Here is a 26,187-nt window from a genome sequence, read left to right as displayed (position 1 = left end):
CCGTGACGGAGGCAGCAGAGCTTCCCCCGGCGCCCGAAGAGGCGCGTGCGGTATTCGGCGAGTTTTTCCCGGAAGCCGTGCGGTATGCGGAGCTGCTGGCGGACGCGGGGGTCAAGCGCGGTCTGATCGGCCCGCGTGAGGTGCCCCGGCTCTGGGAGCGGCACCTGCTGAACTGCGCGGTGCTGTCGGAGGCGGTGCCCGAAGGCGTCTCGGTGTGTGACGTGGGCTCGGGCGCCGGTCTGCCGGGTATTCCGCTGGCTCTGGTGCGCAGGGACCTCAAGATCACCTTGCTGGAGCCGCTGCTGCGGCGGACCAACTTCCTCCAGGAGGCCGTGGAGCTGCTGGGCCTGGACCACGTGACGGTGGTGCGTGGCCGTGCCGAAGAGGTGCTCGGCAAGCTCCAGCCCGTCCATGTGGTGACGGCGCGGGCGGTGGCTCCGCTTGACCGGCTGGCCGGCTGGGGTGTGCCGCTGCTGCGTCCCTATGGGGAGATGCTGGCGCTCAAGGGCGACACCGCCGACGAGGAGCTGGTGGCGGCCAAGGCGGCTCTGACGAAGCTGGGTGTGGTGAAGACCTCGGTGCTCCAGGTCGGTGAGGGTGTCGTGGACCCCCTGACGACGGTGGTGCGCGTCGAGGTGGGCGAGAGCCCGGGTGGGGTTCGGTTCGCTGCCAAGCGGGCGAAGGCCGCTCGTGTCGGGCGGACTCGGCGCCGCCGTTGATGATCGTCCTTTTGGGGTCGGCCCGCGCCGTTTAAGGCGTGTTGGGCCCTATAGGTATGGATTTCGGAGTGTCGTAGCGGGCGGAAGTCAGTGTCCGGGCATCGTGTTTCACGTGAAACGTCGCTCCCTGCTGCACGGAATCATCAGCCGCGGTCGTGTGGCCGCGTCCCCCCGCTCGCGTGATGGTGCGGGGGTGACGGAGTTGTCCACATCGGTGGATTCATCCACAGGAGTACGGGCCCCGCTGGTTCGTGACCCCGGTGACATGGCAGGCTCTGTTCATCGCGAGCCTGATGCCGAGGAGAGTGAAACCGTGCGGTCCGACGCCAACCTCGCGGGGCCGATGGCCGACCCGGTCCCCGGTCCCCGCTCTGAATCGCCCGGCGAGGACGTCTCCGCCCCAGCTGCCGCTGGGTACGAGACGCCACCTCCGCCCCTTGTGGACAATGACGACACCCCCATCGGGGGGACCGCCCAGCGGGCGGTGGACGCCCTGGGACGGACGGGTGAACCACTGCCGCGGCCGGCGCAGACCCGCGTGATGGTGGTGGCCAACCAGAAGGGCGGCGTCGGCAAGACCACGACGACCGTGAACCTGGCGGCTTCGCTGGCCCTTCACGGGGCCAAGGTCCTGGTGATCGACCTTGATCCGCAGGGCAACGCCTCCACGGCACTCGGAATCGACCACCACGCGGACGTGCCCTCCATCTACGACGTGCTCGTGGACAGCCGGCCGCTGCTGGAGGTCGTGCAGCCCGTGGTGGACGTGGAGGGTCTGTTCTGCGCTCCGGCCACGATCGACCTGGCGGGCGCGGAGATCGAGCTGGTCTCGCTGGTGGCCCGGGAGAGCCGGCTCCAGCGGGCGATCCAGGCGTACGGGCAGCCGCTCGACTACATCCTGATCGACTGCCCGCCGTCGCTGGGGCTGCTCACGGTGAACGCGCTGGTGGCAGGGGCGGAGGTGCTGATCCCCATCCAGTGCGAGTACTACGCGCTGGAGGGCCTGGGGCAGCTGCTGCGCAACGTCGACCTGGTGCGGGCCCACCTGAACCAGGCGCTGCACGTGTCGACGATTCTGCTGACGATGTACGACGGCAGGACGCGGCTGGCCTCGCAGGTTGCGGAGGAGGTACGCACGCACTTCGGCAAGGAGGTGCTGCGGACGAGCATTCCGCGTTCGGTGCGCATCTCGGAGGCGCCGAGCTATGGGCAGACGGTGCTCACCTATGACCCGGGTTCCAGCGGCTCCCTCTCCTATCTGGAAGCGGCGCGGGAGATCGCGCTGCGGGGGGCCGGAATCCATTACGACGCCCGGCAGGCCCATCTGGGCGCCGGCATGAACAGCACACAGAGTATGGCGGAGGGGATCCAGTGAGTGAGCGACGTAGGGGTCTGGGGCGGGGGCTCGGCGCGCTGATTCCCGCCGCTCCCCAGGAGAAGACGCCCATGGTGGGTGCCGGGTCGACGTCGCCGTCGGCGGTGCCGGTACTGACGTCGGAGCGCGGAATCGCTGCGGCGAAGCTGGCGGCGCTGGCACAGGCCGATGTTCCGCTCGGGGCGCCCCCGGCGGCAGGCGACGGAGAAACACTGCCGGCGCTCGTACCCGAGCCGTCGGCGCCGGCCGACGAGGTGGCAGGGGCGACCTTCGCGGAGCTCCCGATGGGCGCCATCACGCCGAACCCGCGGCAGCCTCGTGAGGTGTTCGACGAGGACGCGCTGGCGGAGCTGGTGACCTCCATCAAGGAAGTGGGTCTGCTCCAGCCGGTCGTGGTGCGGCAGTCCGGGCCGGGCCGCTATGAGCTGATCATGGGCGAGCGCCGCTGGCGGGCGTGCCGGGAAGCCGGACTGGAGCGGATTCCGGCGATCATCCGGGCGACGGACGACGAGAAGCTGCTGCTGGACGCCCTCTTGGAGAACCTGCACCGGGCGCAGCTCAACCCGCTGGAGGAGGCCGCTGCCTACGACCAGCTGTTGCAGGACTTCCACTGCACTCATGACCAGCTGGCGGACCGCATCGGGCGATCGCGACCGCAGGTGTCGAACACCCTGCGGCTGCTGAGGCTGTCCGCTCCGGTGCAGCGTCGGGTGGCCGCGGGGGTGCTCTCGGCGGGACACGCGCGGGCGCTGCTGTCGGTGGAGGACTCCGAGGCGCAGGATCGGCTGGCCCACCGGATCGTCGCCGAGGGTCTGTCGGTGCGCGCGGTCGAGGAGATCGTGTCGCTGATGGGTTCGGAGCCGGAGAGCCCGGTGAAGCCGAAGGGCCCGCGGGCGGGCGCCCGGGTGGCCCCGGCGCTCAGCGAGCTGGCGACGCGGCTCTCGGACCGGTTCGAGACGCGGGTGAAGGTGGATCTCGGCCAGAAGAAGGGCAAGATCACCGTTGAGTTCGCCTCGATGGAGGACTTGGAACGCATCCTGGGGACGCTGGCCCCGGGCGAGGGCCGGGTGCTGGAACAGGGCTTGTCCGGCGAGTAGCCCCGGAGCAGGCCCGGGATTCGGGAGGCGAGTCGTACGGCGCGAGCCGGTACGGCTCGCCTCTTTGCCGTAGCGGATACGATGCGTGTATGGGTCGTCGGTTGGTACCGCTCACGCTGGACAACCTCCAGGACCTGCCCCGGCGTTGCCGGACCTGTGTGTTCTGGGAGCTGGATCCGGTCAGTGGTGAGGCCGCCGTGAAGGCGGGCACCGCGGAGCTGGAGAAAGAGGCGTGGATCTCCGCCGTCCTACTGGAGTGGGGATCGTGCGGCCGCGTCGTGTACGTGGACGATGTCCCCGTGGGTTTCGTGCTCTACGCGCCGCCGGCCTATGTGCCGCGCGCGACGGCGTTCCCGACGAGCCCGGTCTCTCCTGACGCCGTCCAGCTCATCACGGCGTGGATCATGCCCGGCTATCAGGGGCAGGGCCTGGGACGGGTGATGGTCCAGACGGTGGCGAAGGATCTGCTGCGGCGTGGTTTCCGGGCGATCGAAGCCTTCGGCGACGCGCAGTGGGAGCGTCCGGCCTGTCTGCTTCCGGCCGACCATCTGCTGTCGGTGGGCTTCAAGACGGTGCGACCGCATCCGGTGCATCCCCGGCTCCGGCTGGAACTGCGCTCGACGCTGTCCTGGAAGGAAGACGTGGAACTCGCCCTGGACCGCCTGCTGGGCGGGGCGCGGGCACGCAAGGAGCCGGCGCTGCGTCCGCTGTGAGCGGCAGCCGCAGGATCTGCGAACGGGGCCGCTCCCATGGGGAGCGGCCCCGTTTCACGTGAAACATCAGACGGTCTTGACCTCGACGAAGGGGTCGAGGTCGCGCAGGATGGCGGCCTTCGGCTTGGCACCGACGATGGTCTTGACGACCTCGCCGCCCTGGTAGACGTTCAGCGTCGGGATGGACATGACGCCGTACTTGGCAGCCGTGGCCGGGTTCTGGTCGATGTTGAGCTTGACGATCTCGATCTGGTCGCCGTACTCGGCCGCGATGGCCTCCAGGGACGGGGCGATCTGGCGGCACGGGCCGCACCATTCGGCCCAGAAGTCGACCAGGACGGGCTTGTCGGCGGCGAGGACGTCGGCGTCGAAGCTGGCGTCGGTCACGTTCTTGAGGGTGCCGGCCACAGCGGCCTCCTTTTTCCTGCGGGGTGTGGGTGGGGTGGTGGGTGGTGGGGTGGTGCGGGGGTCAGACGGTCGCGTTCGCGTGCGCCTGCTCGGCGTCCGCGAGGGCGGCGAGGTAGCGCTCCGCGTCCAGGGCGGCGGAGCAGCCGGTACCAGCGGCGGTGATCGCCTGACGGTAGGTGTGGTCCACGACGTCGCCCGCGCCGAAGACGCCGGTGAGGTTGGTGCGCGTGGACGGGGCGTCGACCTTGAGGTAGCCCTCGTCGTCCAGGTCCAGCTGGCCGGTGAACAGCTCGGTGCGCGGGTCGTGTCCGACGGCGATGAAGAGGCCGGTCACGGGCAGCTGGGAGGTCTCGCCGGTCTTGGTGTTGCGCAGGGTGAGACCGGAGAGCTTCTGCTCACCGTGGATCTCGGCGACCTCGCTGTCCCAGGCGAACGAGATCTTCGGGTCGGCGAACGCCCGGTCCTGCATGGCCTTGGAGGCGCGCAGGCTGTCGCGGCGGTGGACGATGGTGACGGACTTGGCGAACCGGGAGAGGAAGGTGGCTTCCTCCATCGCGGTGTCGCCGCCGCCGACGACGGCGATGTCCTGGTCCTTGAAGAAGAACCCGTCACAGGTGGCGCACCAGGAGACGCCGCGACCGGAGAGGGCGTCCTCGTTGGGCAGGCCGAGCTTGCGGTGCTGGGAACCGGTGGTCACGATCACGGCCTTGGCGCGGTGCACGGTGCCGGCGGTGTCGGTGACCGTCTTGATGTCACCGGTGAGGTCCACGGCCACGACGTCGTCGGGGACGAGTTCGGCGCCGAAGCGCTCCGCCTGACCACGCATGTTGTCCATGAGGTCAGGACCCATGATGCCGTCCTGGAACCCGGGGAAGTTCTCGACCTCGGTGGTGTTCATCAGCGCACCGCCGGCGGTGACGGCACCCTCGAAGACGAGGGGGTTGAGCGAAGCGCGTGCGGTGTACAGGGCGGCCGTGTAACCGGCCGGCCCGGAGCCGATGATGATCACGTTTCGGACGTCGCTCACGGGTTCGTTCCTCGTCTCTGCGGACTGCGTGCTGCCTACCGGGGGGCCGGTGTGGACTGTCATCCCACCCAACGGATCCTACGGCGCTCGCATTCCCGGTCCGGCGCGGCTCAGACCTGAACGAGTCAGGGGCGGGAGTAGGTACCGGTGAGCAGTGGCGTGTCGGGGCCCGCCGAGGGGGTGGCGGCGCAGCCGCTGGGGACGAGGAAGGCGTCCACGCGGGCGGGATCCCCCGGGTGCGCGAGGACGACGAGGTAGACGTCGGTGCCCTGGTAGCTGCCGTGCTCGGCTGCGAGCGGGGTGTCGGAACGGCCGGTGGCCTGCTGGACGCAGGGCGGGACGGCAGGCGCCTGCCGCTCGCCGGGGGCGACGCCCGGGGAGGTACCGGAGGGGCCGTCCGGAGAGGTGCCGGAGGGGACGCCCGGGGAGGCGTTCTGCATCCCGTACGTGTTGTTCCTCTCCTCAGGCTTGCCCTGCTCCTTCGGCTGGCTCTGCGGCGCCGCGCCGGAAGCGAGGAGGTGCTGGACGCTGCCCTGGAGCCCCTGGGACGTGTACGAGCCGCCGGAGGCGGGCGGAGTGGCGGTGGTGCCGGTCCGGGTGGCGGTCTGGTGGGGGGAGCTTCCGCCCAGGGCGCCGGACAGGAAAAGGCCCAGTGCGCAGGCGGCGGCGCCCGCGAGGCCGGCGATGACCGCCATCCGCCGACGGGCCCGGCGTCGGCCGGGACCGGTTGGACCGGTCGGGTGACCCGCGGGCCGGGCTGGGGTGGACGCCGGTGTCTGCCGTGGTGCAACCGTGGGTGACGGGGCGGGCTCGGCACGCCGGGAGGTGGAGTCCAGGAGCGCCTCGGCGGCGAGGGCGGCGTCGATACGCCCCGCGACGTCGGAGGGCATCCGGCTCGGCCCGGGCAGGGTGCCGAGCAGGGACCGGATCTCTTCGAGGGAGGCGAGGACGTCGGCGCACAGGGCGCAGTCGCCGAGGTGGCTGCGTACGGCGGCGGTGCGGGCCGGCGGGAGCAGCCCTTCGGTCAAGTCGGAGATCTCCGCGACGTCCGGGTGCCGGATCGTGCCGGTCGTGCCGGTTGTGGGGCTCACGGTCGTCCACCTCCGCCCTTCACTGCGTCTGGGTCTGGCTGCCTGGATTCTGCCGCTGGTGGGACGGCCGACCCCGGCGTCCGGTTCCTTCCCCGCTCGGCGGAGGTGTTATCCGCGGCATTCGAGCGCAGATGAGTGAGCAGGGGCAGCAGTTTCGCCCGGCCGCGCGCACACCGGCTCTTGACCGTGCCGACGGCGACATCGAGGACGCGCGCGGCTTCGGCGACGGGGTACCCCTGCATGTCGACCAGGACGAGCGCGGCCCGCTGCTCTGCCGGGAGGGTGGCGAGGGCGGCCAGCAGCTGCCGGTGAAGGTCCTGGCGCTCCGCGGGGGCCTCGGCGGACTCGTGCGGCTCCAGGAGGCGCTCCAGCCGGTCCGTGTCGTCGAGGGGTGCCGTCCTGCGGGAGGCTGCCTTGCGGGCCCGGTCGAGGCAGGCGTTGACGGTGATCCGGTGGAGCCAGGTGGTGACGGCCGATTCCCCGCGGAAGGTGTGTGCGGCCCGGTAGGCGGAGACGAGCGCGTCCTGCACGGCGTCGGCGGCCTCCTCCCGGTCCCCGAGCGTGCGCAGCGCCACGGCCCACAGCCGGTCGCGGTGGCGCCGCACGAGCTCACCGAAGGCATCGGGGTCCCCCGCCACGTGCCGTGCCAGCAGCTCTTGGTCACCGCCCCGCTCGGGGTCGTCAGCCGCGGGCTTCATGTTCCCCTCCTGGTGTGAGCCGTGCAGGTATTCAAGCGGGTGGGGCAGGCGTTCGGATAGCACGCGAGGCGAACGGGACTGCGGGGGCGCACCCCTCACAGTCCCGTCCGCCTCGCGTGGTCGCAATCAGGAGCTGCCGGGTCCGGAAAAGCCGACGTTGGTGATGGCCTGCTTGTAGCCGGCCCCGCTGTATTCGTACGGCCCTGACTTCGGCATGGCGGTGAGCCACAGGAGCACGTAACGCGTCTTGACCGGGGCCTGCGTGGTGAGGGCGAGCTGGTTGCCGGAAGTCGTGCCCCCGGCGATCTTGTGCATCGCACCGAGTGGGGTCGACGAAGACATGTTCGGCGCCGCGTAGATCGCGGCGGTGGTGTGGTCGCCGCCGAACTTGAACGCTATCGAGGCCGCGCTGACCTCGTGCTCGGAACCGAGGTCGAAGACGAGACCGACGCCCGCCTTGTAGGCGCCCATGTCGGGGCCATCGGTGAAAGCCTTGGTCCGCCAGTACGACGAAGGGTCGCTGTCGAAGCTGTTCGCGGCGCCTTCCGCGTTCTGGGGGGTCCCGTCCGGGTAATACTCCTCGGCACTCTTGATCTGCAGCGGGACGGGGTCGGGGTTCTTCTTCGAGTCCCCCGTCTCGGACGACTGCGAGTTGCCGGGGCTGCCTCCGTTGCCGCCCTGGTTGCTGTGGTTCAGGAGGGTGTCGGCGAGCTGCCAGCTGCCGAGGCCGAGGGCGGCGATGAGCAGCGCGGCGACACCCCACTTGAGGGCGCGGCCCGTACGGCTCTGCAACGGCGGCGGCGGCGTGACGGAGAGGCTCTGCACGGTGGGCAGGCCGGTCGCGGGGTGGCGGCCGTAGCTGCCCTGCTGGTAGGTGGTGTGCTGGTACTCGGGCGGGGCGGTGAAAGCAGGCTCCGGCGGCCGGATGCGGGGCATCGCGGCGACGGCCTTGGCCAGCTCCTCCGGGGTGGTGCAGGCAGGTTCCTGCCGGGAGGCGGTGGCCCCGTCGTTGGCCAGGGCGCGCATGGCCAGTTCGCCCAGACCCCGGTGCACCCCGGCCCGCACCTGGTCGGGGGCGATCAGGCCGACCCCCTTGGGCAGGCCGGTGAGACCGTAGGCGTCCGTCTCGTACGGCCAGCGCTGCGTGAGGGCCGCGTACAGCAGTGCGCCGATCGCCTCGGTGTCGGCCTGCTGAGGAGTGTCGCTGGTGATGCCGCGCAGGGCGGCGTTCACCGCGAGGCCGCGGATGCGGTACTGGCCGGTGGAGGTGCGCAGTATCGCGCTGGGCGTCAGGCGCAGGTGCGCCAGGCCTTCGCGATGGGCCGCGGCCATGGCCTGCGACACCTGGCTGACGAGCTGGTAGGCCTCGTGGGCCTCCAGCGGGCCGACGGCGAGGATGGCGGTGAGTTCGGTGGCGTCGGGCAGCCACTCGTGCACGACGTAGACGAGGTCGTTCTCTTCCACGGCGTCGAGGACCTGGACGAACCGGGGGTCGCCGAGCAGCGCGGAGGAGCGGGCCGCGGCCAGGACGGTCCGGGCCCGGGGGTGGTCGGCGGGCAGCAGATGCACGCCGACGGCGCGGCGCAGCTTCTCGTCCATCGCACGCCAGCTGCTGAATCCGTCCAGACGGGTGACGCACTCCTCCAAGCGGTAGCGCCTGGCGAGCTTGTGGCCGCTGTGCAGTTCGGGCGCCGCCACGGGCGCGACTGTTCTGCGTTCGCCATCCGTTTCGCGCATGGATCCGTCCGCGGCTCGGTCGTTCTGGATGTCCACCCCGTCGGCCGTGGCCTTGACCGCTTCCGCGGTCAGCGGCTCATCGCCGCTGTTGTCGGCCACGTCGACGGCAGCCGTGCTACGTTCCGCCACCGTCGTCCCTGCCTCCCCATCCGTTGCGCGCTGTCGGCCAGTCTGCGAAGCCATGCCAATTGTGCCCACAGTCCGGCCCTCCGCACGACACGCGAAGGAGGGTCGAACCGTACGGGTCCGTCCGTCAACGTCCCAGACGTCCGCGGACCATTCCGACCATCGCGTTGAGTTCTTCGACGCGCATGCGCTTGGCGGCGGCGAGGAAAACGGCCACCAGGGCGACGAAGCCGGCCACGAGGGCGGCGAGCGACCCTGCGGCTCCGCTGCCCAGCCACTTGGTGACCCCGTAAGCGGCCGCGCCGGCCACTACTGCGGCCGGGACGCAAGCGCCGATGAGGCGGGTGTAGGTGCGCATCACGTGTGCCCCGTCGAGGTCACCGCCGAGGCGGGCGCGCAGGCGGCGCCAGGCGACGCCCACACCGACCGTGTATCCGAGGCCGTAGGCGGCGCCCATGCCGACGACGGCCCAGCGCTCGGGGAGGACGAGGAAGGCGAGCGCCGAGACGCCGGCGTTGACGGCGGCGACGATGACGGTGTTGTAGAAGGGCGTCCGGGTGTCCTCGTAGGCGTAGAAGCCGCGCAGGACGACGTACTGGACGGAGTACGGGATCAGTCCGAGGCCGAAGGCCATCAGGATGTAGCCGATGTTCTGTGCCGTGGCCGAGCCGGATCCGGCGTACAGGAGGGTGGACATCGGGACGCCGAGCGCGAGGAACGCGAAGGCGCAGGGCACGATCGCCACGGCGGAGGTCCGCAGGCCGTAGGAGATGTCGTCACGGACGGCGGCGACGTCCCCGTCGTGGGCCGAGCGGGAGATGCGGGGCAGGACGGCGGTCATGACCGAGACGGTGATGATGGCCTGGGGCATCTGCCACAGGAGCAGCGCGTAGTTGTAGGCGGCGATGCCGGTGCCGTCGTGGCCTTGGCTGTGGGCGACGTCGCCCGCCCAGGTCGCGAGCTGGGTCACCACGATGAGCCCGAGCTGGTTGGCCAGGACGAAGAAGAACGTCCACTTGGCGAGGCCGGCCGCCTTGCCGAGCCCGTGGCCCTTCCAGTCGAAGCGCAGGCGCGGCTTGAAGCCGGCGTCACGCAGGTAGGGGATCATCGCCAGGGACTGGACGGCGAGGCCGAGCAGGGTGCCGAGGCCGAGCAGCCGGACCCCCTCGGGGGTGATGCTCGCCTCGTCGACACCGGTGCTGGTGAAGCCGCCGAACGCCCAGATGAACGCGCCGAAGGTGGCGATGACGACGATGTTGTTGAGGACGGGGGTCCACATCATCGCGCCGAAACGGCCGCGGGCGTTGAGGATCTGACCGAGCACCACGTGCACGCCCATGAAGAACATCGTGGGCAGGCAGTAGTGGGCGAAGGCGACCGCGACGTCCATCCGGTGCGGGTCGTCGGCGATCTTCTGCGACATCATGCCGATGAACAGCGGCGCCGCGAGCACGCAGACGGTGGTGACGGCGCCGAGCAGCACCACGACGAGCGTCAGGAGGCGGTTGGCGTACGCCTCGCCGCCGTCCTCGTCGTTCTTCATCGCACGGACGAGCTGCGGAATGAACACGGCGTTGAGGGCGCCACCGCCGACCAGCACGTAGATCATCGTCGGCAGGGTGTTGGCGACCTGGTAGCTGTCGTTGAGAGTGGTGACACCGATCGCGGTGCCGATCACGAGCGTGCGAAGGAAGCCGGTGATGCGGGACACGATCGTGCCGGCCGCCATCAGGGCGCTCGACTTCAATAGGCCGGAAGCCCGCCCGGCGGGCTTGGCCGGCGCCGGGACGGCGACCGGGGGCTCCTCGGCGGGAACCTGCGGGGCCGCCTCCTGGTCGCGGTACAGGTGTGCGAAGGCATCCGGTTCCGGCTGCTCCTCCGCGGCCTGGGTCACCAGGGAGTCCACACCCACGAACTCCGTGGTCGTGGGGCGGTCACCGTAGGGCAGGTGGCGGGAAGGGCCGTCCGGCTCGGGCGGCGGGGTCTGAGCCCAGACGCGCGCGTCGGGACCGCCGTACGAGGGAGGCTGGGGAGCCGCGTACAGGGGGCCGGGTTCCAGGTAGGTGCCCGGCGGCGGCGGAGGGTGTGAAGCCCGGTCGTACAGGACCTCCGCCACGGGGTCCTGGGCCGACAGGTCCTGCGACCGGTACGGGTCGTAGTCGTAGGCATCCTGGACATACGGGTCGTGATCCGGCGCGGGTACGGGCGCGGAGGCCTGCCCGGGTACCGGGGCACCCGGCGCGGTGCCCTGGGAGGGCGCCGGCCCACCAGTGCCCTGCGCGCGCTCACCGTCGTACGGCGCGTTCATCGAAACCCCACCTCATCGTCCCCAGGCCGACCGGCCACGGCATCGCTTTAACGGTCCACTGTCTCACCCGTGCCGGACCCGCTTGTGCTTTGCGGTCCGGTGTCCGGGGACTCGTCACTCGGCTGCGTGCTCTCCTCGGCGGCCGCGCGGGTCGCCACGCGCTTGCGGCTCGCGTACATCTTGATGCCTGCCAGGACGAGGAGGAGAACGCCGCCCGCGATGACCAGCATGACGGTGGGAGTGACCTCGGTGGCCTCCACGGTGAACTTCTGTTCCTTGCCGTAGGGGACGCCGCTCTTCGTGTACAACTGCGCGGTGACCTCGACGGGACCGCTCGCGGTGGCGTTCGCGGGGAATTTCAGGGTCTGGCTGTGATCGGCCTGGACGGTGACTTCCTGCTCGGCCACTCCGCTGTCGCCGAACATCAACCGAGTGGGGTTGGCCGACTTCACGCGCAGGACCAGGTTGTGGACGTCCTGCACGAGGCTGTTCTGCACGCTGACCGGGATGATCGCGCTGTGCCCGGACAAGGTGGCGTCGGACTTGGGGACGACCTTGACCTTCTCGGTGAGCCCCACGAGGTAGTCCTGCACCTGGTCCCGGTAGACGCCGGCCTCCTCGGGCCGGCCGCGCCACGAGGTGGACATCTCCCGGTTGGTGGTGTTGCCGAAGGGGATCTCGACGCGCTCGGGCGCAGCGAGGATCACCTTGAAGTGGTCGAGGGTCTCCTGCGTCGTCCGGATCTTCTCGAACGCCGAAACAGGGAGTTCCTGGCGGCTGAGGGCCTCCGGGTACTGGCCGGCCCCCGGCACCTGGGTGGCGGCGCCCGGGTCCGGCTTGGCGGAAGCCGCCGCCTCCAGGTCGGAGGGCTGGGTCCAGCGGCCGCCCTGCAAGCCGCGCAGGGCCGCAGCCATCGACTCCGCCTGGCTGGAGGACGGCATCCGCTGCGGCGTGACGACGAAGCTGCGCTGCTCGTCGCCGCCCTGCAGGTTGAGGGCGAGGCTGTGGGCCAGGAACCTCTGCACGGCGAGCGCGGAGTCCCTGGCATTGAGCATGTCGCCTTCGAAGGCCGTCGACAGTTCTGCGTCGGCGACGATCGCCGTGGCACCCGCGCCGATGGGACGGGCGGCCGTCGGGGTGTAACCGAGGGCGCCCGTCTCCTGGAGGCTGTCGCTGCGGGTGAGGACGTTGTGGGCGCCCGCCGAGGTGGCGACATTGACGATCGACGGGTCGATCGCGCCGTTCACCGGCCAGGAGAAGTCGGTGGACGGGGTGACGTGCAGGACCGTCTCGACGGCCTGCTTCGCCTTGTCGGTGGCGGGCCGCAGCTGGCCGAGAGTGCCTGAGACGTCCTTGCCGCGGTGTGCGAGGGAGGCCAGGTCGGGGTCGGCATAGGGCAGCGCGACGACCTTCTTGCCCTGCACCGCGGTTTCCAGCGCGCTCAGCCACTGCTCGGCGACGGCCTTGCTCTTGCCCGGCAGGGGCTTCCCATTGGGGTCGGGGTTGCGGATCCGGTAGCCCTTGGCCATGGCGTCGACCGTGTAGAGCAGGTCCGGATCGATGACCCAGGTGATCGGCAGGTCCTTGCCGAGGGAGACCATCCGCTCCAGGCGGCCTCCCGGTGCCAGCTCCTTGGCGAGGGAGTCGTCGAGGAAGACGGGCGTCTGCGACTCGTCAGAGCCGGTTTCCGCCGTGACCCTGGTGGTGGAGATCAGCGGCCACGCGTAGGTGAGGTAGGAACGCTTCGCGGCGGCCTCGGGCTGCCACGGCAGGAAGGTCCGCCGGATACCGAGCACCTGCTCGTACGGTCGGCTGTCGGTCTCTCCCGACAGCGACACGCCCAGCTGGTAGACACCGTCCTTGCCCAGGTCCAGCTTGCCGACCGGGACGTTGATGGTGAACGGCTGGCTGGCCTTCGAGGGCAACGAGTCGATCTTCACCGCGTAGGCCGGGTCGATCTCCCCCGGGTCCACCCCGGCCCGGAAGCCGGTGCGGTCCGCCACCTCGTCGATGGATGCCCGGTCACCCACGACGGGGCCCAAGCGCAGCCCCACGTGCGCGGCCTTGATCGCCTCGCGGCTGTTGTTGACCACGCTGCCCGAGATGGTGAGGGTGTCGCTCTTCACCGGGGCGTTGGGAGACACCTCGAGCAGTTGGACGTCGACGGCGGAGTCGGCGGCCTGAGCCGGCGGGGCAGGGGCGTAGACCAGGGCGGCGAGGACCGGCGTGCCCGCGAGCAGGACGACTGCCCGCCGCAGCCAGCGGCGCCGGGCAGGGGCGGCTGCCCCCAGGATGTCTGCCGCCTCGGCCACGCGCTCGCCCGTCCCTCGAAGTGTCAGTGGTCGTCGGTTGTGCGTCCACGAATGGTAACGAGGCGCGCTGTGCGCGAGTGCCGCCCCTTGCTCCACATGATCGGGTCCGGCCCGCGGGCGTCGTGGGGCGGGGTGCCGCAAAAACGCGGCGGCCCCCGCCGGGCGGGCCACGTACCCTTTTCTGTTGTGCCGAACGCCAATGAAGACACCCCCAGTGCCCTGAGTCAGGTGCAGCGCCGAGCGGTCAGTGAACTGCTGCGCGTCGCTCCTGTCGCCGACGAGCTCGGCCGCCGTTTCCAGGAGGCGGGCTTCCGCCTCGCCCTGGTCGGCGGCTCCGTGCGCGATGCGCTGCTCGGGCGGCTCGGCAACGATCTCGACTTCACCACCGACGCCCGTCCCGAGGACGTGCTGAGGATCATGCGGCCGTGGGTCGATTCGGTGTGGGACGTCGGCATCGCCTTCGGGACCGTCGGCGCACAGAAGCTGGCTCGCGTCGCGGAGGGCGACCGGAACTTCCAGATCGAGGTGACGACGTACCGCTCGGAGTCGTACGACCGTACCTCGCGCAAGCCGGAGGTCTCCTACGGCGACTCCATCGAGGAGGATCTGGTCCGCCGTGATTTCACGGTGAACGCGATGGCCGTCGCGCTGCCCGAAAAGGAGTTCATCGACCCGCACGGCGGCCTGGAGGACCTCCGGGAAGGCGTCCTGCGCACCCCCGGCACCCCCGAGGACTCCTTCTCGGACGATCCGCTGCGGATGCTGCGTGCCGCCCGGTTCGCCGCGCAGCTGGACTTCGAGGTCGCACCCGAGGTCGTGGCGGCGATGAAGTCGATGTCCGAGCGGATCGAGATCGTCTCGGCGGAGCGGGTGCAGGCGGAGCTGAACAAGCTCCTGCTGTCCGCACACCCCCGAAAGGGCCTCGGGCTGCTCGTGGACACCGGCCTGGCCGACCGGGTGCTGCCCGAGCTGCCCGCTTTGCGGCTGGAGAGTGACGAGCACCACCGCCACAAGGACGTCTACGAGCACTCCCTGACCGTGCTGGAGCAGGCGATCGACCTGGAGGAGGACGGCCCGGACCTCGTGCTGCGTCTGGCTGCCCTGTTCCACGACATCGGCAAGCCCCGCACCCGCAGGTTCGAGAGCGACGGCCGCGTCTCCTTCCACCACCACGAGGTGGTGGGGGCGAAGATGACCAAGAAGCGCATGACCGCTTTGAAGTACTCCAACGACATGGTCAAGGACGTGTCCCGGCTGGTGGAGCTGCACCTGCGCTTCCACGGGTACGGGGACGGGGAGTGGACCGACTCGGCCGTCCGCCGGTACGTCCGTGACGCGGGCCCGCTGCTGGAACGGCTACACAAGCTGACGCGGTCGGACTGCACCACGCGCAACAAGCGCAAGGCCAGTGCGCTCTCCCGGACGTACGACGGCCTGGAGGAGCGGATCGCGCAGCTCAAGGAGCAGGAGGAGCTGGAAGCGATCCGGCCCGACCTGGACGGCAATGAGATCCAGCAGGTGCTGGGTGTCGGTCCTGGCCCGGTGATCGGCAAGGCGTACGCGTTCTTGCTGGAGCTGCGGCTGGAGAACGGGCCGATGGGACACGATGCGGCGGTGGCGGCGCTGAAGGAGTGGTGGGCCTCTCAGGCCTGAGGCAGGGCCGGCCGCATGATGTTTCACGTGAAACCGTCGCCCTGTTTCACGTGAAACCGAGGTGATGTTTCACGTGAAACATCGCGCCGCCGGGCCGTCCCTCGTGGCTACTGCTGGGCGGCGCCCTTGGCGGGGCGTCGGCCCTGCCGCTGGAGGAGCGCCGCCGTGGCGGCGTAGAGGACAGCCACACTCACCACCAGCGCCACGGATCGGCCGTCGGCGGGGAGCATCAGGGAAGCCACCGCGGCCGCTGCCACGAACGCGGCATTGAACAGCACGTCGTAGACGGAGAAGACACGCCCCCGGAACTCGTCGTCCACCTGGAACTGCACGACGGTGTCAGTGGAGATCTTCGCGCCCTGCGTCGCGATACCCAGGGCGAAGGCGGCGACGAGCATCGGTCCTGGCGCGAAGAACAGGCCGAGTGCCGGGACCAGGACTGCCGCGCCACCCGCGCAGAGAGTCATCCAGCCTCGGGTGCCCAGCCTGCCCACCAGCCACGGTGTGACGACGGCTGCCGCGAAGAACCCCGCGCCGGAGACGCCGATCGCGACACCGAGCAGCGCCAAGCCGGCGGACTCGTCGTCCGACCAGGAGTAACGGCAGAGCATGAGCAGGGTGACCAGTAGGGCCCCGTAGCAGAACCGCATCATGGTCATCGCGGTGAGGGCCTGGGCGGCTTCCCGGCGTCCGGCCAGGTGCCGGAGGCCTTCGGCCATGCCCCGTACGGTGAGGGCCGCTCCCTCGGCGAGCGACGGGCGGGACCGGCCAGGGGGGTGGTCGGGCCCGAGCAGGCCGACGGCCAGGCGCAGGGAGACCAGCGCGGCGCACAGGTACAGCCCGGCGCCGAACAGTACGACCAGTGCGTCGGAGTCCGCGGACAGCACCCTGACCAGGAAGGCCAGGCCCCCTCCCGCGGTTGCCGCGAGGGTTCCGGCGGTGGGTGAGAGGGCGTTCGCCGTCACCAGCTGACCGACCCCTACGACATGGGGCAACGACGCTGCCAGCCCGGCCAGGACGAAGCGGTTGACGGCGGTCACCGACAGAGCCGAGACGTAGAACAGCCAGTCGGGGACGTGGGTGACGATCAGCAGGCCGGTCACGCACGCGAGGCAAGCCCGCAGGAGGTTGCCGTAGAGGAAGACCTGCCTGCGGCGCCAGCGGTCCAGCAGCACGCCCGCGAACGGCCCGACGGCGGAGTAGGGCAGGAGTAGCACCGCCATCGCGGAGGCGATGGCCGCGGGTGAGGTCTGCTTCTCCGGCGAGAACACCACGTAGGTGGCGAGTGCGACCTGGTAGACGCCGTCGGCGGCCTGGGAGAACAGCCGTACGGTCAGCAGATTGCGGAAGTCCCTCAGGCGCAGGAGTACGCGCAGATCACGTACGACAGGCATGAGGGCAAGGGTCACATACGCCGAGGGTCCCCGGGCACATTGCCCGGGGACCCTCGGCGGAAGAACAGTCGAAGTCCAGGTGTCCGGAGGACTTGGGCTTCGCGTGCCTTCCTGTGGAACGCGTCGAGCCGGAGCTGCTTAGCGCTCGACCTCGCCCTTGATGAACTTCTCGACGTTCGCGTAGGCCTCGTCGTCGAAGTACTGGACCGGCGGGGACTTCATGAAGTAGCTCGACGCCGACAGGATCGGACCACCGATACCGCGGTCCTTGGCGATCTTCGCGGCGCGCAGGGCGTCGATGATGACACCGGCCGAGTTCGGGGAGTCCCACACCTCGAGCTTGTACTCGAGGTTCAGCGGGACGTCGCCGAAAGCGCGGCCTTCGAGGCGGACGTAGGCCCACTTGCGGTCGTCGAGCCACGCGACGTAGTCGGAGGGGCCGATGTGGACGTTCTTCTCGCCGAGCTCACGGTCGGGGATCTGCGAGGTGACGGCCTGCGTCTTGGAGATCTTCTTCGACTCGAGGCGGTCGCGCTCGAGCATGTTCTTGAAGTCCATGTTGCCGCCGACGTTGAGCTGCATGGTGCGCTCAAGACGGACACCGCGGTCCTCGAACAGCTTCGCCATCACGCGGTGCGTGATGGTGGCGCCGACCTGGGACTTGATGTCGTCGCCGACGATCGGAACACCGGCCTCGGTGAACTTGTCCGCCCACTCCTTGGTGCCGGCGATGAAGACCGGGAGGGCGTTGACGAACGCGACCTTGGCGTCGATGGCGCACTGGGCGTAGAACTTCGCCGCTTCCTCGGAACCGACGGGAAGGTAGCAGATCAGGACGTCGACCTGGCGGTCCTTGAGGATCTGCACCACGTCGACCGGAGCCTCGGCGGACTCCTCGATGGTCATGCGGTAGTACTTGCCCAGGCCGTCCAGGGTGTGGCCGCGCTGCACGGTGACGCCCGTGTTCGGGACGTCACAGATCTTGATGGTGTTGTTCTCGCTGGCGCCGATGGCGTCCGAAAGGTCGAGGCCGACCTTCTTCGCGTCGACGTCGAACGCGGCGACGAACTCGACGTCACCCACGTGGTAGTCGCCGAACTGGACGTGCATCAGACCGGGGACCTTGGCCGCCGGGTCGGCGTCCTTGTAGTACTCGACGCCCTGCACCAGCGAGGCGGCGCAGTTGCCCACGCCGACGATGGCTACGCGAACCGAACCCATTCCGGTTGCTCCCTGTTTGTTCTCGGACGAGGCCTGCGAGATGCAGGTCTCACTTTGCAGTTTCGTCGGACGGACCGGGTCGTCTCTGATCCCGTCCCGCCCGCTCGCTCTCGATGAGCTCGTTCAGCCAGCGCACTTCGCGCTCCACGGATTCCATTCCGTGCCGCTGCAGCTCAAGGGTGTAGTCGTCGAGCCGCTCCCGCGTGCGCGCGAGCGAGGCGCGCATCTTCTCCAGACGCTCTTCCAGCCGGCTGCGGCGGCCCTCCAGCACGCGCATGCGCACTTCTCGCTCGGTCTGACCGAAGAAGGCGAACCGGGCGGCGAAGGACTCGTCTTCCCAGGTGTCCGGGCCGGTGTGGGAGAGGAGCTCTTCGAAGTGCTCCTTGCCCGCGGCCGTCAACCTGTAGACGATCTTGGCTCGGCGCCCCGCGAGTGAAGCGGCGAGAGCGTCTTCCGGGGCGTTGCCCGGCTCTTCGATCAACCAGCCGTTGGCGACCAGCGTCTTGAGGCAGGGGTAGAGCGTCCCGTAGCTGAACGCCCGGAAGACCCCCAGCGAGGTGTTGAGCCGTTTGCGAAGCTCATAACCGTGCATGGGGGACTCGCGGAGCAGGCCGAGGACGGCGAACTCGAGGATGCCTGAGCGTCTGCTCATCCGCCTGCCTCTCCTCCGGCTCCGAGTTTATGTCGAGCTGATGTATCGACTCGATACATCCAGACGATAGAGCGGGTGGCTCGTGGCGACAAGGGGTGGGGTGGTGACCGGCGTCACATCACCAATTCGTACGATGCAAGTTGCCTGATTTGGGGTGAACTTCGGCACTGATTGGGTTTTGACCCTGCGTACTCTTTGCCGCATGACACCGGGGGAACCGGAATGTAACCGCCGCTTCCAGGCCACTCGCCTGCCCGAGGAGTAGTCGTTCGATGAGCGAGCACCGCCGCAAACCGCCGCAGCAGCCCCAAGGCGGCGGGCGTGCCGCGTCCCGCCGGGCTGCCCCGCAGCGCCCGGGCCGTGGCGCCGCGGCCGGGCGTGACGTCCCCATGGACTCACGCAGCGGCCCGCACGGAGGGCCTCAGTCCTCCCAAAGCAGCCGGGCCGAGACACGCAGAGCCGTCCAGCGAGGGCCCGCGGGCCGCGGGCGGGCGGGAGGCAAGGGCCGGCCGGACAAGCGGCTCGTCAACTACCCGCGCTCGGACAAGGACGGCTGGCTGCGTTTCATGCCGTCCTGGAAGCTGGTGAGCGGTACCGTCCTCGGGTTCTTCGCGGTGATCATCGCCGGTGCCGGCATCGGTATCGCCATGGTGAACACCCCGGACGCGAACAAGGCGGCGAAGGCGCAGAACAACGTCTTCTACTGGCAGGACGGTAGCCAGATGGTCGCGACCGGCGGTTCGATGAACCGCCAGATCGTGCCCATCGACAAGATTCCCCTCTCGATGCGCAACGCCGTGATCGCGGCGGAGAACGAGAGCTTCGAGACGGACAAGGGCGTCGACCCGATGGGCATCGCCCGCGCCGTGGTGAACATGGCCAAGGGCGGTTCCACCCAGGGCGGGTCGACCATCACCCAGCAGTACGTGAAGAACACCTACCTCGACTCCAACCAGACGCTGAAGCGGAAGGTGACCGAGCTCTTCATCGCGATAAAGCTCGGTGTCTCGGAGGAGAAGGACAAGGTCCTGGCGGGCTACCTCAACACCGCGTACTACGGCCGTGACGCCTACGGCATCCAGGCCGCCGCACGCGCGTACTTCGGCAAGGACAGCGAGAAGCTGGACCCCTCGGAGAGCGCGTTCCTGGCCTCGATGCTCAAGGGGCCCAACCTCTACAACCCGGACGGCGGCATCGGCTCGGCGGCCACCCCGCGGCTGAACGAGGAGCGGGCCAAGAAGCGCTGGGCCTGGGTGCTGGACCGCGAGGTCGCCGTGGGCCGCATGGACCCGACCGAGCGGGCCAAGTACACCCAGTTCCCCGAGCGCATCGAAGCCGAGCAGGTACGCAGCCTGTCGGGACAGACCGGCTACCTGGTCGAGACCGCCAAGCAGTACGTCACGAAGACCCTGCACATCAGCGCGGACGACCTGGCCCGCGGCGGCTACCAGATCCACACCACCTTCGAGAAGCCGAAGGTGGACGCCTTGGTCAAGGCCGTCGAGGACACCCGCAACGGTTTCATCAACGAGAAGGAACGCCCCGAGTACGACACTTTCGTCCAGTTCGGCGCCGCTTCGGTGGATGTGAACACCGGTGCGATCGTGGCCCTGTACGGCGGCCCGGGCATGGACAAGAAGTACTTCAACAACAACGCCAACACCAGCGGCGTCCCGGTCGGCTCGACATGGAAGCCGTACGTCCTGGCGGCCGCGATGGAGTACGGCACCAAGAAGTCCAAGGGCGAGGGCATCTCGGCCGACAGCAAGTACAACGCCAACGACAAGACGGTGATCAACGACCGGGACGGCAAGCCGCTGCTCGGCAAGGACGGCACGCCGTTCCGGCAGAAGAACGAGAGTGAAAAGGCGTACGGCTACGTCACGCTGAACGAGGCGATGGAGAAGTCCATCAACGTGCCTTTCGCCCAGCTCGTCTTCGACGTCGGTCACAGCAAGGTCCGGGACGTGGCCGCGTCCACCGGCATCCTCAAGGATTCGATGGACCCGAACGACAACGCCTCCTTCGCCCTCGGTACCTCGACCCCCAGCGCCATCCGGATGGCGGACTCCTACGCCACCTTCGCCGCCTCGGGCACCCACCACGAGCCCTACTCGGTCACCAGCGTCGAGAAGAACGGCACGCCCCTGCCGGGCTTCGAAGCCCCGAAGGCACAGCGCGCCATGGACAACTCCGTCGCGGACAACATCACCAAGGTGCTCAAGAACGTCGTCGAGAGCCCCGAAGGAACCGGCATCAAGGCGCAGAAGCTGGGGCGCCCCGTGGCCGGCAAGACCGGTACGACCGACAAGAACAAGTCGGCCTGGTTCGTCGGCTACACCCCGCAGCTCTCCACCGCGGTCACCCTGTTCCGCAGCGACCCGAGCAAGCCGGACCAAGGGCTCCTGTCCATGAACCACGTGGGCAACATCGACTCGATCCACGGTGGTGACATCCCCGCCACCATCTGGACCGAGTACATGAAGGAAGCGCTCAAGGGCAAGCCCGTCAAGGACTTCCCGGAGGCCCAGGACATCGGCGTGGTCGCGGACGCCCCCGGCGCCCCCACCCCCACCCCGGCAGCGCCCACGCCCTCTCCCTCGGCGTCCCAGTCCACGCCGCCGGCGAGCCCGTCGCCGTCGGGCTCCCCGTCCCCCTCGAAGGGCGGCAAGCCGAGCTGCCCGCCCTGGAAGCTGTGTCCCCCGGACAGCAGTGGTGGCACCGACACCGGCACCAGTACCGGTACCAGCAGCGGTGCCAACGGCGGACCGGACGGCGGCACCACCGGGGCGCCTTCGCCGCCCGCAAGCGGCAAACCGGGCCGCCCGGGCGGTACCAGCTGGGGCACCAGTCTCGGCACCGGGGGCTGATCCCCCCCGCTCGACGAGGGCCGTCGCACCCCGTGCGGCGGCCCTCGTGCGTGCCCGGCCCGGTACGGCAGGATGTGCCCATGACGAAGGTGCACGAGGACCGGCCCGTTCTGCCGACCCAGCAGGACGAGGTCGCCGCCGCCGGCAGTGAACTCATCGGCGGCCCGTTCGGCCGTCATGCCCGGCTGGGCGGCCACTGGCTGACCCCGGTCCGAGTGGTGGTCCTCGTCGCGCTCGGCATGTTCGCGCTCGGCATGGTCCAGAAGGTGCCCTGCTACGACTGGGCGTGGTTCCGGGGAGCCGGCTCCCAGTACACCCACGCCTGCTACTCCGACATCCCGCACCTGTACGTGGTGCGGGGCTTCGCCGACGGCCTCACTCCCTACTGGGACCGGCTGCCGGGCGACATGGAGTACCTGGAGTACCCGGTACTCACCGGGCTCTTCATGCAGATCGCCTCCTGGATGACCCCCGGCAGCGGCTCGATGCAGCACCGCGAGCAGATGTACTGGATGGTCAACGCGGGGATGCTGATGGTCTGCGCCGCGGTCATCGCCGTCTGTGTCGCCCGCACCCACCGCCGCCGGCCCTGGGACGCGCTGCTGCTGGCCCTGGCCCCCGCCTTCGCGCTCACCGCGACGATCAACTGGGATCTGCTGGCCCTCGCCCTGACCGCCGTCGCGATGCTGATGTGGTCCCGCGGCCGTACCGTTGTGTTCGGTGTCTTCGTCGGGCTGGCCACCGCGGCCAAGCTCTACCCCGTACTGCTGCTCGGGGTGCTCTTCGTCCTCTGCCTGAGGGCCGGGAAGTGGCGGGCGTTCGGCGGCGCCGCGGTGGGCGCCGCCGGCGCGTGGCTCGTGGTGAACCTGCCCGTCATGCTGTTCGCCTGGGACGGCTGGAAGAAGTTCTACACCTTCAGCCAGGAGCGGCCCATCGACTTCGGCTCGGTGTGGCTGTTGATCTCCCAGCGCTCGGGGAACCCGCTGACGGGCGCTAACACCTACGCCACCGTCCTCACCCTGCTGCTGTGCGCCGGCATCGCGCTGCTCACCCTCAAGGCACCCCGTCGGCCGCGCTTCGCGCAGCTGGCCTTCCTGGTCGTCGCGGCCTTCATCCTGGCCAACAAGGTGTACTCGCCGCAGTACGTGCTGTGGCTCATCCCCCTCGCCGCACTCGCCAGGCCGCGCTGGCGTGACTTCTTGATCTGGCAGGCCGGTGAGGTCCTGTACTTCCTCGGGATCTGGTTCTACCTGGCCTACACGACCAGCGGGGACAAGCACCAGGGACTGCCGGTCGAGGGGTACCAGCTCGCGATCGCCCTCCACCTGCTGGCGACCCTCTACCTGTGCGCGGTGGTCGTACGGGACATCCTCCTGCCCGAGCGTGACGTCGTACGGCGCGACGGTTCGGACGACCCGTCCGGCGGGGTCCTGGACGGGGCACGTGACGTCTTCACGCTGTCCAACGCCGCGAGGGCGCCGCATGACGCGACGCCCCCGGAGGCACAACGGGTGGAGTGGGGCACCGGCCCCCGGCACTGAGCGGGCTCAGGCGTCGACCACCCGGTCGAACTGCGTCGTGGTGTGGCGCAGGTGCGCCACCAGCTCGTCGCCGACCTTCGGCTCGGTGGCGTCGGAGGGAACGAACAGGATCGACACCTGCATGTGCGGGGGCTCCGCGAACCAGCGCTGCTTGCCCGCCCACACGAAGGGCGACAGGTTCCGGTTGACGGTCGCCAGGCCGGCCCGTGCGACGCCCTTGGCCCGCGGCATCACCCCGTGCAGGGCCTTCGGAGCTTCCAGGCCCACGCCGTGCGAGGTGCCACCGGCGACCACGACGAGCCAGCCGTCGGAGGCGGCCTTCTGCTGGCGGTAGCCGAACCGATCGCCCTTGGCCACGCGCGTGACGTCCAGGACGGCGCCGCGGTACTGGGTCGCCTCATGGTCGCCCAGCCACAGCCGGGTACCGATGCGGGCCCTGAAACGGGTCTGCGGGAACTGCTGCTGGAGCCGGGCCAGCTCTTCGGCCCGCAAGTGGCTGACGAACATGGTGTGCAGCGGCAGCCGCGCCGCGCGCAGCCGGTCCATCCAGCCGATGACCTCCTCGACGGCGTCGGAACCGTCCGGGCGGTCGAGCGGCAGGTGGAGGGCGAAGCCCTCCAGCCGCACGTCCTCGATCGCCGACGCGAGCTGGCCCAGGTCCTGCTCCGAAACGCCGTGGCGGCGCATCGAGCTCATGCACTCGATGACGACGCGGGCGCCTACCAGGCCCCGGACCCCGTCCACCGAGGACACGGACCTGATCACGCGGTCCGGCAGCGGAACAGGCTCCTCGCCCCGCCGGAACGGGGTGAGGACGAGCAGATCACCGCCGAACCAGTCCTTGATGCTCGCGGCCTCGTACGTCGTGCCGACGGCCAGGATGTCGGCGCCCATCCGGGTCGCCTCCTCGCACAGCCGCTCGTGGCCGAAGCCGTAGCCGTTGCCCTTGCAGACCGGGATCAACCCGGGGAACTGGTCCGCGATCTGCTTCTGGTGCGCACGCCAGCGCGCGGTGTCGACGTAGAGCGTGAGCGCCATGCCCGTCCGGAACCTCTCCGATAAGCCGCTGGGTGCGGCGGTGCTGTGTTTGTGGATGGGGCGGGTGCCGTCAGCGGCGCGACATGTAGATGTCGAGCGCCTTGTGCAGCACCTTGTTCAGCGGGAAGTCCCACTCGCCCACGTACTCGACCGCCTCGCCGCCGGTGCCGACCTTGAACTGGATCAGACCGAACAGGTGATCGTTTTCGTCCAGGGTGTCACTGATTCCGCGCAGGTCGTAGACGCTCGCGCCGAGCGCGTACGAATCGCGGAGCATGCGCCACTGCATCGCGTTCGAGGGACGGACCTCGCGCTTGTGGTTGGCGGAGGCGCCGTAGGAGTACCAGACGTGCTGGCCGACCGTGAGCATCGTCGCGGCGGCCAGCGGCTCGCCCTCGTGCGTGGCGATGTACAGCCGCATGCGGTTCGGGTCCTCGGAGTTGAGGGCCGTCCACTGGCGCTGGAAGTAACTGAGCGGGCGCGGGCGGAACTTGTCGCGCTCCGCGGTGATCTCGTACAGGTGCTGCCACGTCGGCAGGTCGTCGTAACCGCCCTGGACGACCTCGACACCGGCCTTCTCGGCCTTCTTGATGTTGCGGCGCCACAGCTGGTTGAAGCCCTTGAGGACATCGTCCAGCGAGCGGTTGGCCAGCGGCACCTGGAAGACGTAGCGGGGCTGGACGTCTCCGAAACCGGCGCCGCCGTCCTCGGCCTGCTGCCATCCCATCCGGCGCAGCTTGTCGGACACCTCGAAGGCGCGGGGTTCGATGACCGATGCCTCCACGTCCCGCAGGCGCTTGACGTCCGGGTCCTGGATGCCGGCCTTGATGGCGGCCGCGTTCCAGCGGCGGATGACGACGGGCGGACCCATCTTCACCGTGAAGGCGCCCTGCTGCTTGAGGTGGGCCAGCATCGGCTGGAGCCACTCCTCCAGGTTCGGGGCGAACCAGTTGATGACCGGGCCCTCGGGAAGGTAGGCGAGGTACCGCTTCACCTTGGGCAGCTGGCGGTACAACACGAGGGCGGCACCGACGAGTTCGCCGGACGCGTCGAACCAGCCGAGGTTCTCCGAACGCCATTCGTTCTTGACGTCGGCCCATGCCGGGACCTGGCAGTGGCTGGCCGAGGGCAGGCTCTGGAGGTAACCCAGATGCTGCTCTCGGCTGATGGTCCTCAGGGACAGGCTCATGCGGGGTGCTCCTCCGGCGGCTTCGCTGGCTATGGCGCGAAGCCTACTGCGACGGGGGCGCCGCCCAACTGGGGGACGGGTCGGGGCCCGCCCGGTGCCGGGCGGCGCCCCGTCGCGGAGGTACCCCGGTCAGCCCAGCCAGCCGCCGAAGAGGCCGCCGTGCGCCATGCCGAGGAAGAAGCCCACGGCTGAGGCGCCAAGCCCGATGATCAGCGCGAAGCGCTCGCGTGTCGTCTCCGAGATGAACTGGCCGTAGGCGCCGGTCACGATCCCGATCAGCCCGGTCCAGGAGCTGAGCAGGTGCAGGTTGTGGAAGAAGCCCGTGACGAACGCCACGACGCCGAGGATCACGGTGACCGCCATCAGGGTGTCCTGTAGCGGGTGGGGCTTGCCGTCGGTCGCGAAGAGCGAGATGGAGGACTGAGGTCGCATTGCCTGTGCCATCGGAAGGCACCTCCTGGCTGCCGCAGAGCGGTGCAACGGGGCCGCCTCCGGAGGAGCCGGGGGCATAGCACCGTGCACACCCGATGGATACAGAGTGTGGCCCACTCCTGCCGGATTTCAACCGGAAGGAGTCGAGCAGGTAGTCTGTACGGTCTGCGCGGTGTCTGCTCTGTGGACGCCGTGCGCACGCATCACGACCCTCCTGCCACGGAACGACCGTGGCCGCTGAGTCCAAAGGAGGTGGGTTCCACATGCGTCACTACGAAGTGATGGTCATCCTCGACCCCGATCTCGAGGAGCGCGCTGTCTCCCCGCTGATCGAGAACTTCCTCTCCGTCGTCCGTGAGGGCAACGGAAAGGTCGAGAAGGTCGACACCTGGGGCCGTCGTCGTCTCGCTTACGAGATCAAGAAGAAGCCCGAGGGCATCTACTCGGTCATCGACCTCCAGGCCGAGCCTGCGGTCGTCAAGGAGCTTGACCGACAGATGAACCTGAACGAGTCGGTTCTCCGGACCAAGGTCCTCCGCCCCGAGACCCACTGAACTTCGGTTCAGCGGTAATCGGGACCGAGTAG

At 69.5% G+C, this 26,187-nt stretch carries 21 protein-coding genes; 8 read left to right on the top strand and 13 right to left on the bottom strand.

Going from position 1 to position 26,187, the window contains the following annotated elements; genetic code table 11:
* Window positions 1–2: 2 nt before the first annotated feature.
* The 4 genes from rsmG to IE207_RS19795 all read left to right on the top strand — a co-directional run bounded on the left by rsmG (window position 3) and on the right by IE207_RS19795 (window position 3,904).
* Window positions 3–719, top strand: coding sequence for a 16S rRNA (guanine(527)-N(7))-methyltransferase RsmG (gene rsmG / locus IE207_RS19810; RefSeq protein ID WP_190185579.1), 717 nt, complete (start codon window positions 3–5; stop codon window positions 717–719).
* Between the two features lie 265 nt (window positions 720–984).
* Entirely contained in the window at window positions 985–2,094 is a 1,110-nt protein-coding gene (locus IE207_RS19805) for a ParA family protein (protein ID WP_190185578.1), read from the top strand.
* Window positions 2,091–3,191 carry a ParB/RepB/Spo0J family partition protein gene (locus tag IE207_RS19800; RefSeq protein ID WP_190185577.1) on the top strand — a complete coding sequence of 367 codons (1,101 nt, stop codon included), beginning with the start codon at window positions 2,091–2,093 and terminating at the stop codon, window positions 3,189–3,191. The genes IE207_RS19805 and IE207_RS19800 overlap by 4 nt, the downstream gene beginning before the upstream one ends.
* Window positions 3,192–3,280: 89 nt before the next feature.
* Entirely contained in the window at window positions 3,281–3,904 is a 624-nt protein-coding gene (locus IE207_RS19795) for a GNAT family N-acetyltransferase (protein ID WP_190185576.1), read from the top strand.
* 66 nt (window positions 3,905–3,970) lie between these two features.
* Here IE207_RS19795 and trxA read toward each other — a convergent pair whose 3' ends face one another.
* The 7 genes from trxA to IE207_RS19760 all read right to left on the bottom strand — a co-directional run bounded on the left by trxA (window position 3,971) and on the right by IE207_RS19760 (window position 13,611).
* Window positions 3,971–4,312: a thioredoxin gene (gene trxA, locus IE207_RS19790; RefSeq protein ID WP_190185575.1), complete on the bottom strand. Its 342-nt coding sequence runs from the start codon at window positions 4,310–4,312 to the stop codon at window positions 3,971–3,973.
* 61 nt (window positions 4,313–4,373) lie between these two features.
* A complete protein-coding gene (trxB, locus tag IE207_RS19785) occupies window positions 4,374–5,339 on the bottom strand; it encodes a thioredoxin-disulfide reductase (RefSeq protein ID WP_190185574.1) in 966 nt (321 codons plus the stop codon).
* 125 nt (window positions 5,340–5,464) lie between these two features.
* Window positions 5,465–6,430 carry an anti-sigma factor family protein gene (locus IE207_RS19780; RefSeq protein ID WP_190185573.1) on the bottom strand — a complete coding sequence of 322 codons (966 nt, stop codon included), beginning with the start codon at window positions 6,428–6,430 and terminating at the stop codon, window positions 5,465–5,467.
* The gene (gene sigM, locus IE207_RS19775; protein ID WP_190185572.1) at window positions 6,427–7,128 is read right to left on the bottom strand and encodes an RNA polymerase sigma factor SigM; all 702 of its coding nucleotides are present in this window, start codon (window positions 7,126–7,128) and stop codon (window positions 6,427–6,429) included. Before sigM ends, IE207_RS19780 begins: the two co-directional genes overlap by 4 nt.
* Before the next feature lie 126 nt (window positions 7,129–7,254).
* The gene (locus tag IE207_RS19770) at window positions 7,255–8,994 is read right to left on the bottom strand and encodes a protein kinase family protein (protein WP_190185571.1); all 1,740 of its coding nucleotides are present in this window, start codon (window positions 8,992–8,994) and stop codon (window positions 7,255–7,257) included.
* Window positions 8,995–9,118: 124 nt separating this feature from the next.
* Window positions 9,119–11,299 carry a murein biosynthesis integral membrane protein MurJ gene (gene murJ, locus IE207_RS19765; protein ID WP_190185570.1) on the bottom strand — a complete coding sequence of 727 codons (2,181 nt, stop codon included), beginning with the start codon at window positions 11,297–11,299 and terminating at the stop codon, window positions 9,119–9,121.
* 47 nt (window positions 11,300–11,346) lie between these two features.
* The gene (locus tag IE207_RS19760) at window positions 11,347–13,611 is read right to left on the bottom strand and encodes a DUF6049 family protein (protein WP_190185569.1); all 2,265 of its coding nucleotides are present in this window, start codon (window positions 13,609–13,611) and stop codon (window positions 11,347–11,349) included.
* 186 nt (window positions 13,612–13,797) lie between these two features.
* On the opposite strand from IE207_RS19760, the gene IE207_RS19755 reads away from it, so the two are divergent.
* Complete coding sequence (locus tag IE207_RS19755) at window positions 13,798–15,264, top strand: CCA tRNA nucleotidyltransferase (RefSeq protein WP_190185568.1); 1,467 nt, start codon at window positions 13,798–13,800, stop codon at window positions 15,262–15,264.
* Window positions 15,265–15,371: 107 nt separating this feature from the next.
* On the opposite strand, the gene IE207_RS19750 is transcribed toward IE207_RS19755, so the two are convergent.
* The 3 genes from IE207_RS19750 to IE207_RS19740 form a co-directional block, all read right to left on the bottom strand.
* Window positions 15,372–16,658 carry an MFS transporter gene (locus IE207_RS19750; protein WP_190185567.1) on the bottom strand — a complete coding sequence of 429 codons (1,287 nt, stop codon included), beginning with the start codon at window positions 16,656–16,658 and terminating at the stop codon, window positions 15,372–15,374.
* A 138-nt stretch (window positions 16,659–16,796) separates the two neighbouring features.
* Window positions 16,797–17,879, bottom strand: a complete 1,083-nt coding sequence (locus IE207_RS19745) for an inositol-3-phosphate synthase (RefSeq protein WP_136210353.1) — start codon at window positions 17,877–17,879, stop codon at window positions 16,797–16,799.
* A 49-nt stretch (window positions 17,880–17,928) separates the two neighbouring features.
* Window positions 17,929–18,531, bottom strand: a complete 603-nt coding sequence (locus IE207_RS19740; RefSeq protein WP_136210355.1) for a PadR family transcriptional regulator — start codon at window positions 18,529–18,531, stop codon at window positions 17,929–17,931.
* Window positions 18,532–18,803: 272 nt separating this feature from the next.
* On the opposite strand from IE207_RS19740, the gene IE207_RS19735 reads away from it, so the two are divergent.
* Both IE207_RS19735 and IE207_RS19730 read left to right on the top strand, forming a co-directional pair.
* Window positions 18,804–21,401 (top strand): transglycosylase domain-containing protein, encoded by a 2,598-nt coding sequence (locus tag IE207_RS19735; protein WP_190185566.1) that lies wholly within the window; start codon window positions 18,804–18,806, stop codon window positions 21,399–21,401.
* Window positions 21,402–21,481: 80 nt separating this feature from the next.
* On the top strand, window positions 21,482–22,942 hold the full coding sequence (locus tag IE207_RS19730) for a glycosyltransferase family 87 protein (RefSeq protein ID WP_190185565.1): 1,461 nt from the start codon (window positions 21,482–21,484) through the stop codon (window positions 22,940–22,942).
* Window positions 22,943–22,948: 6 nt separating this feature from the next.
* On the opposite strand, the gene IE207_RS19725 is transcribed toward IE207_RS19730, so the two are convergent.
* From IE207_RS19725 to IE207_RS19715, 3 genes are all read right to left on the bottom strand, one after another.
* A complete protein-coding gene (locus tag IE207_RS19725; RefSeq protein WP_190185564.1) occupies window positions 22,949–23,980 on the bottom strand; it encodes an alanine racemase in 1,032 nt (343 codons plus the stop codon).
* 70 nt (window positions 23,981–24,050) lie between these two features.
* Window positions 24,051–25,169, bottom strand: coding sequence for a lipid II:glycine glycyltransferase FemX (locus tag IE207_RS19720; protein ID WP_190185563.1), 1,119 nt, complete (start codon window positions 25,167–25,169; stop codon window positions 24,051–24,053).
* Window positions 25,170–25,298: 129 nt separating this feature from the next.
* Complete coding sequence (locus IE207_RS19715) at window positions 25,299–25,613, bottom strand: hypothetical protein (protein ID WP_190185562.1); 315 nt, start codon at window positions 25,611–25,613, stop codon at window positions 25,299–25,301.
* Window positions 25,614–25,864: 251 nt separating this feature from the next.
* Here IE207_RS19715 and rpsF point away from each other — a divergent pair, with 251 nt between their 5' ends.
* On the top strand, window positions 25,865–26,155 hold the full coding sequence (rpsF, locus tag IE207_RS19710) for a 30S ribosomal protein S6 (protein ID WP_004950685.1): 291 nt from the start codon (window positions 25,865–25,867) through the stop codon (window positions 26,153–26,155).
* Window positions 26,156–26,187 lie beyond the last annotated feature (32 nt).

This window comes from Streptomyces cirratus, assembly GCF_014650775.1.
GTDB classification, from domain to species: domain Bacteria; phylum Actinomycetota; class Actinomycetes; order Streptomycetales; family Streptomycetaceae; genus Streptomyces; species Streptomyces cirratus.
This window is presented reverse-complemented; position numbering and strand designations above follow the sequence as displayed.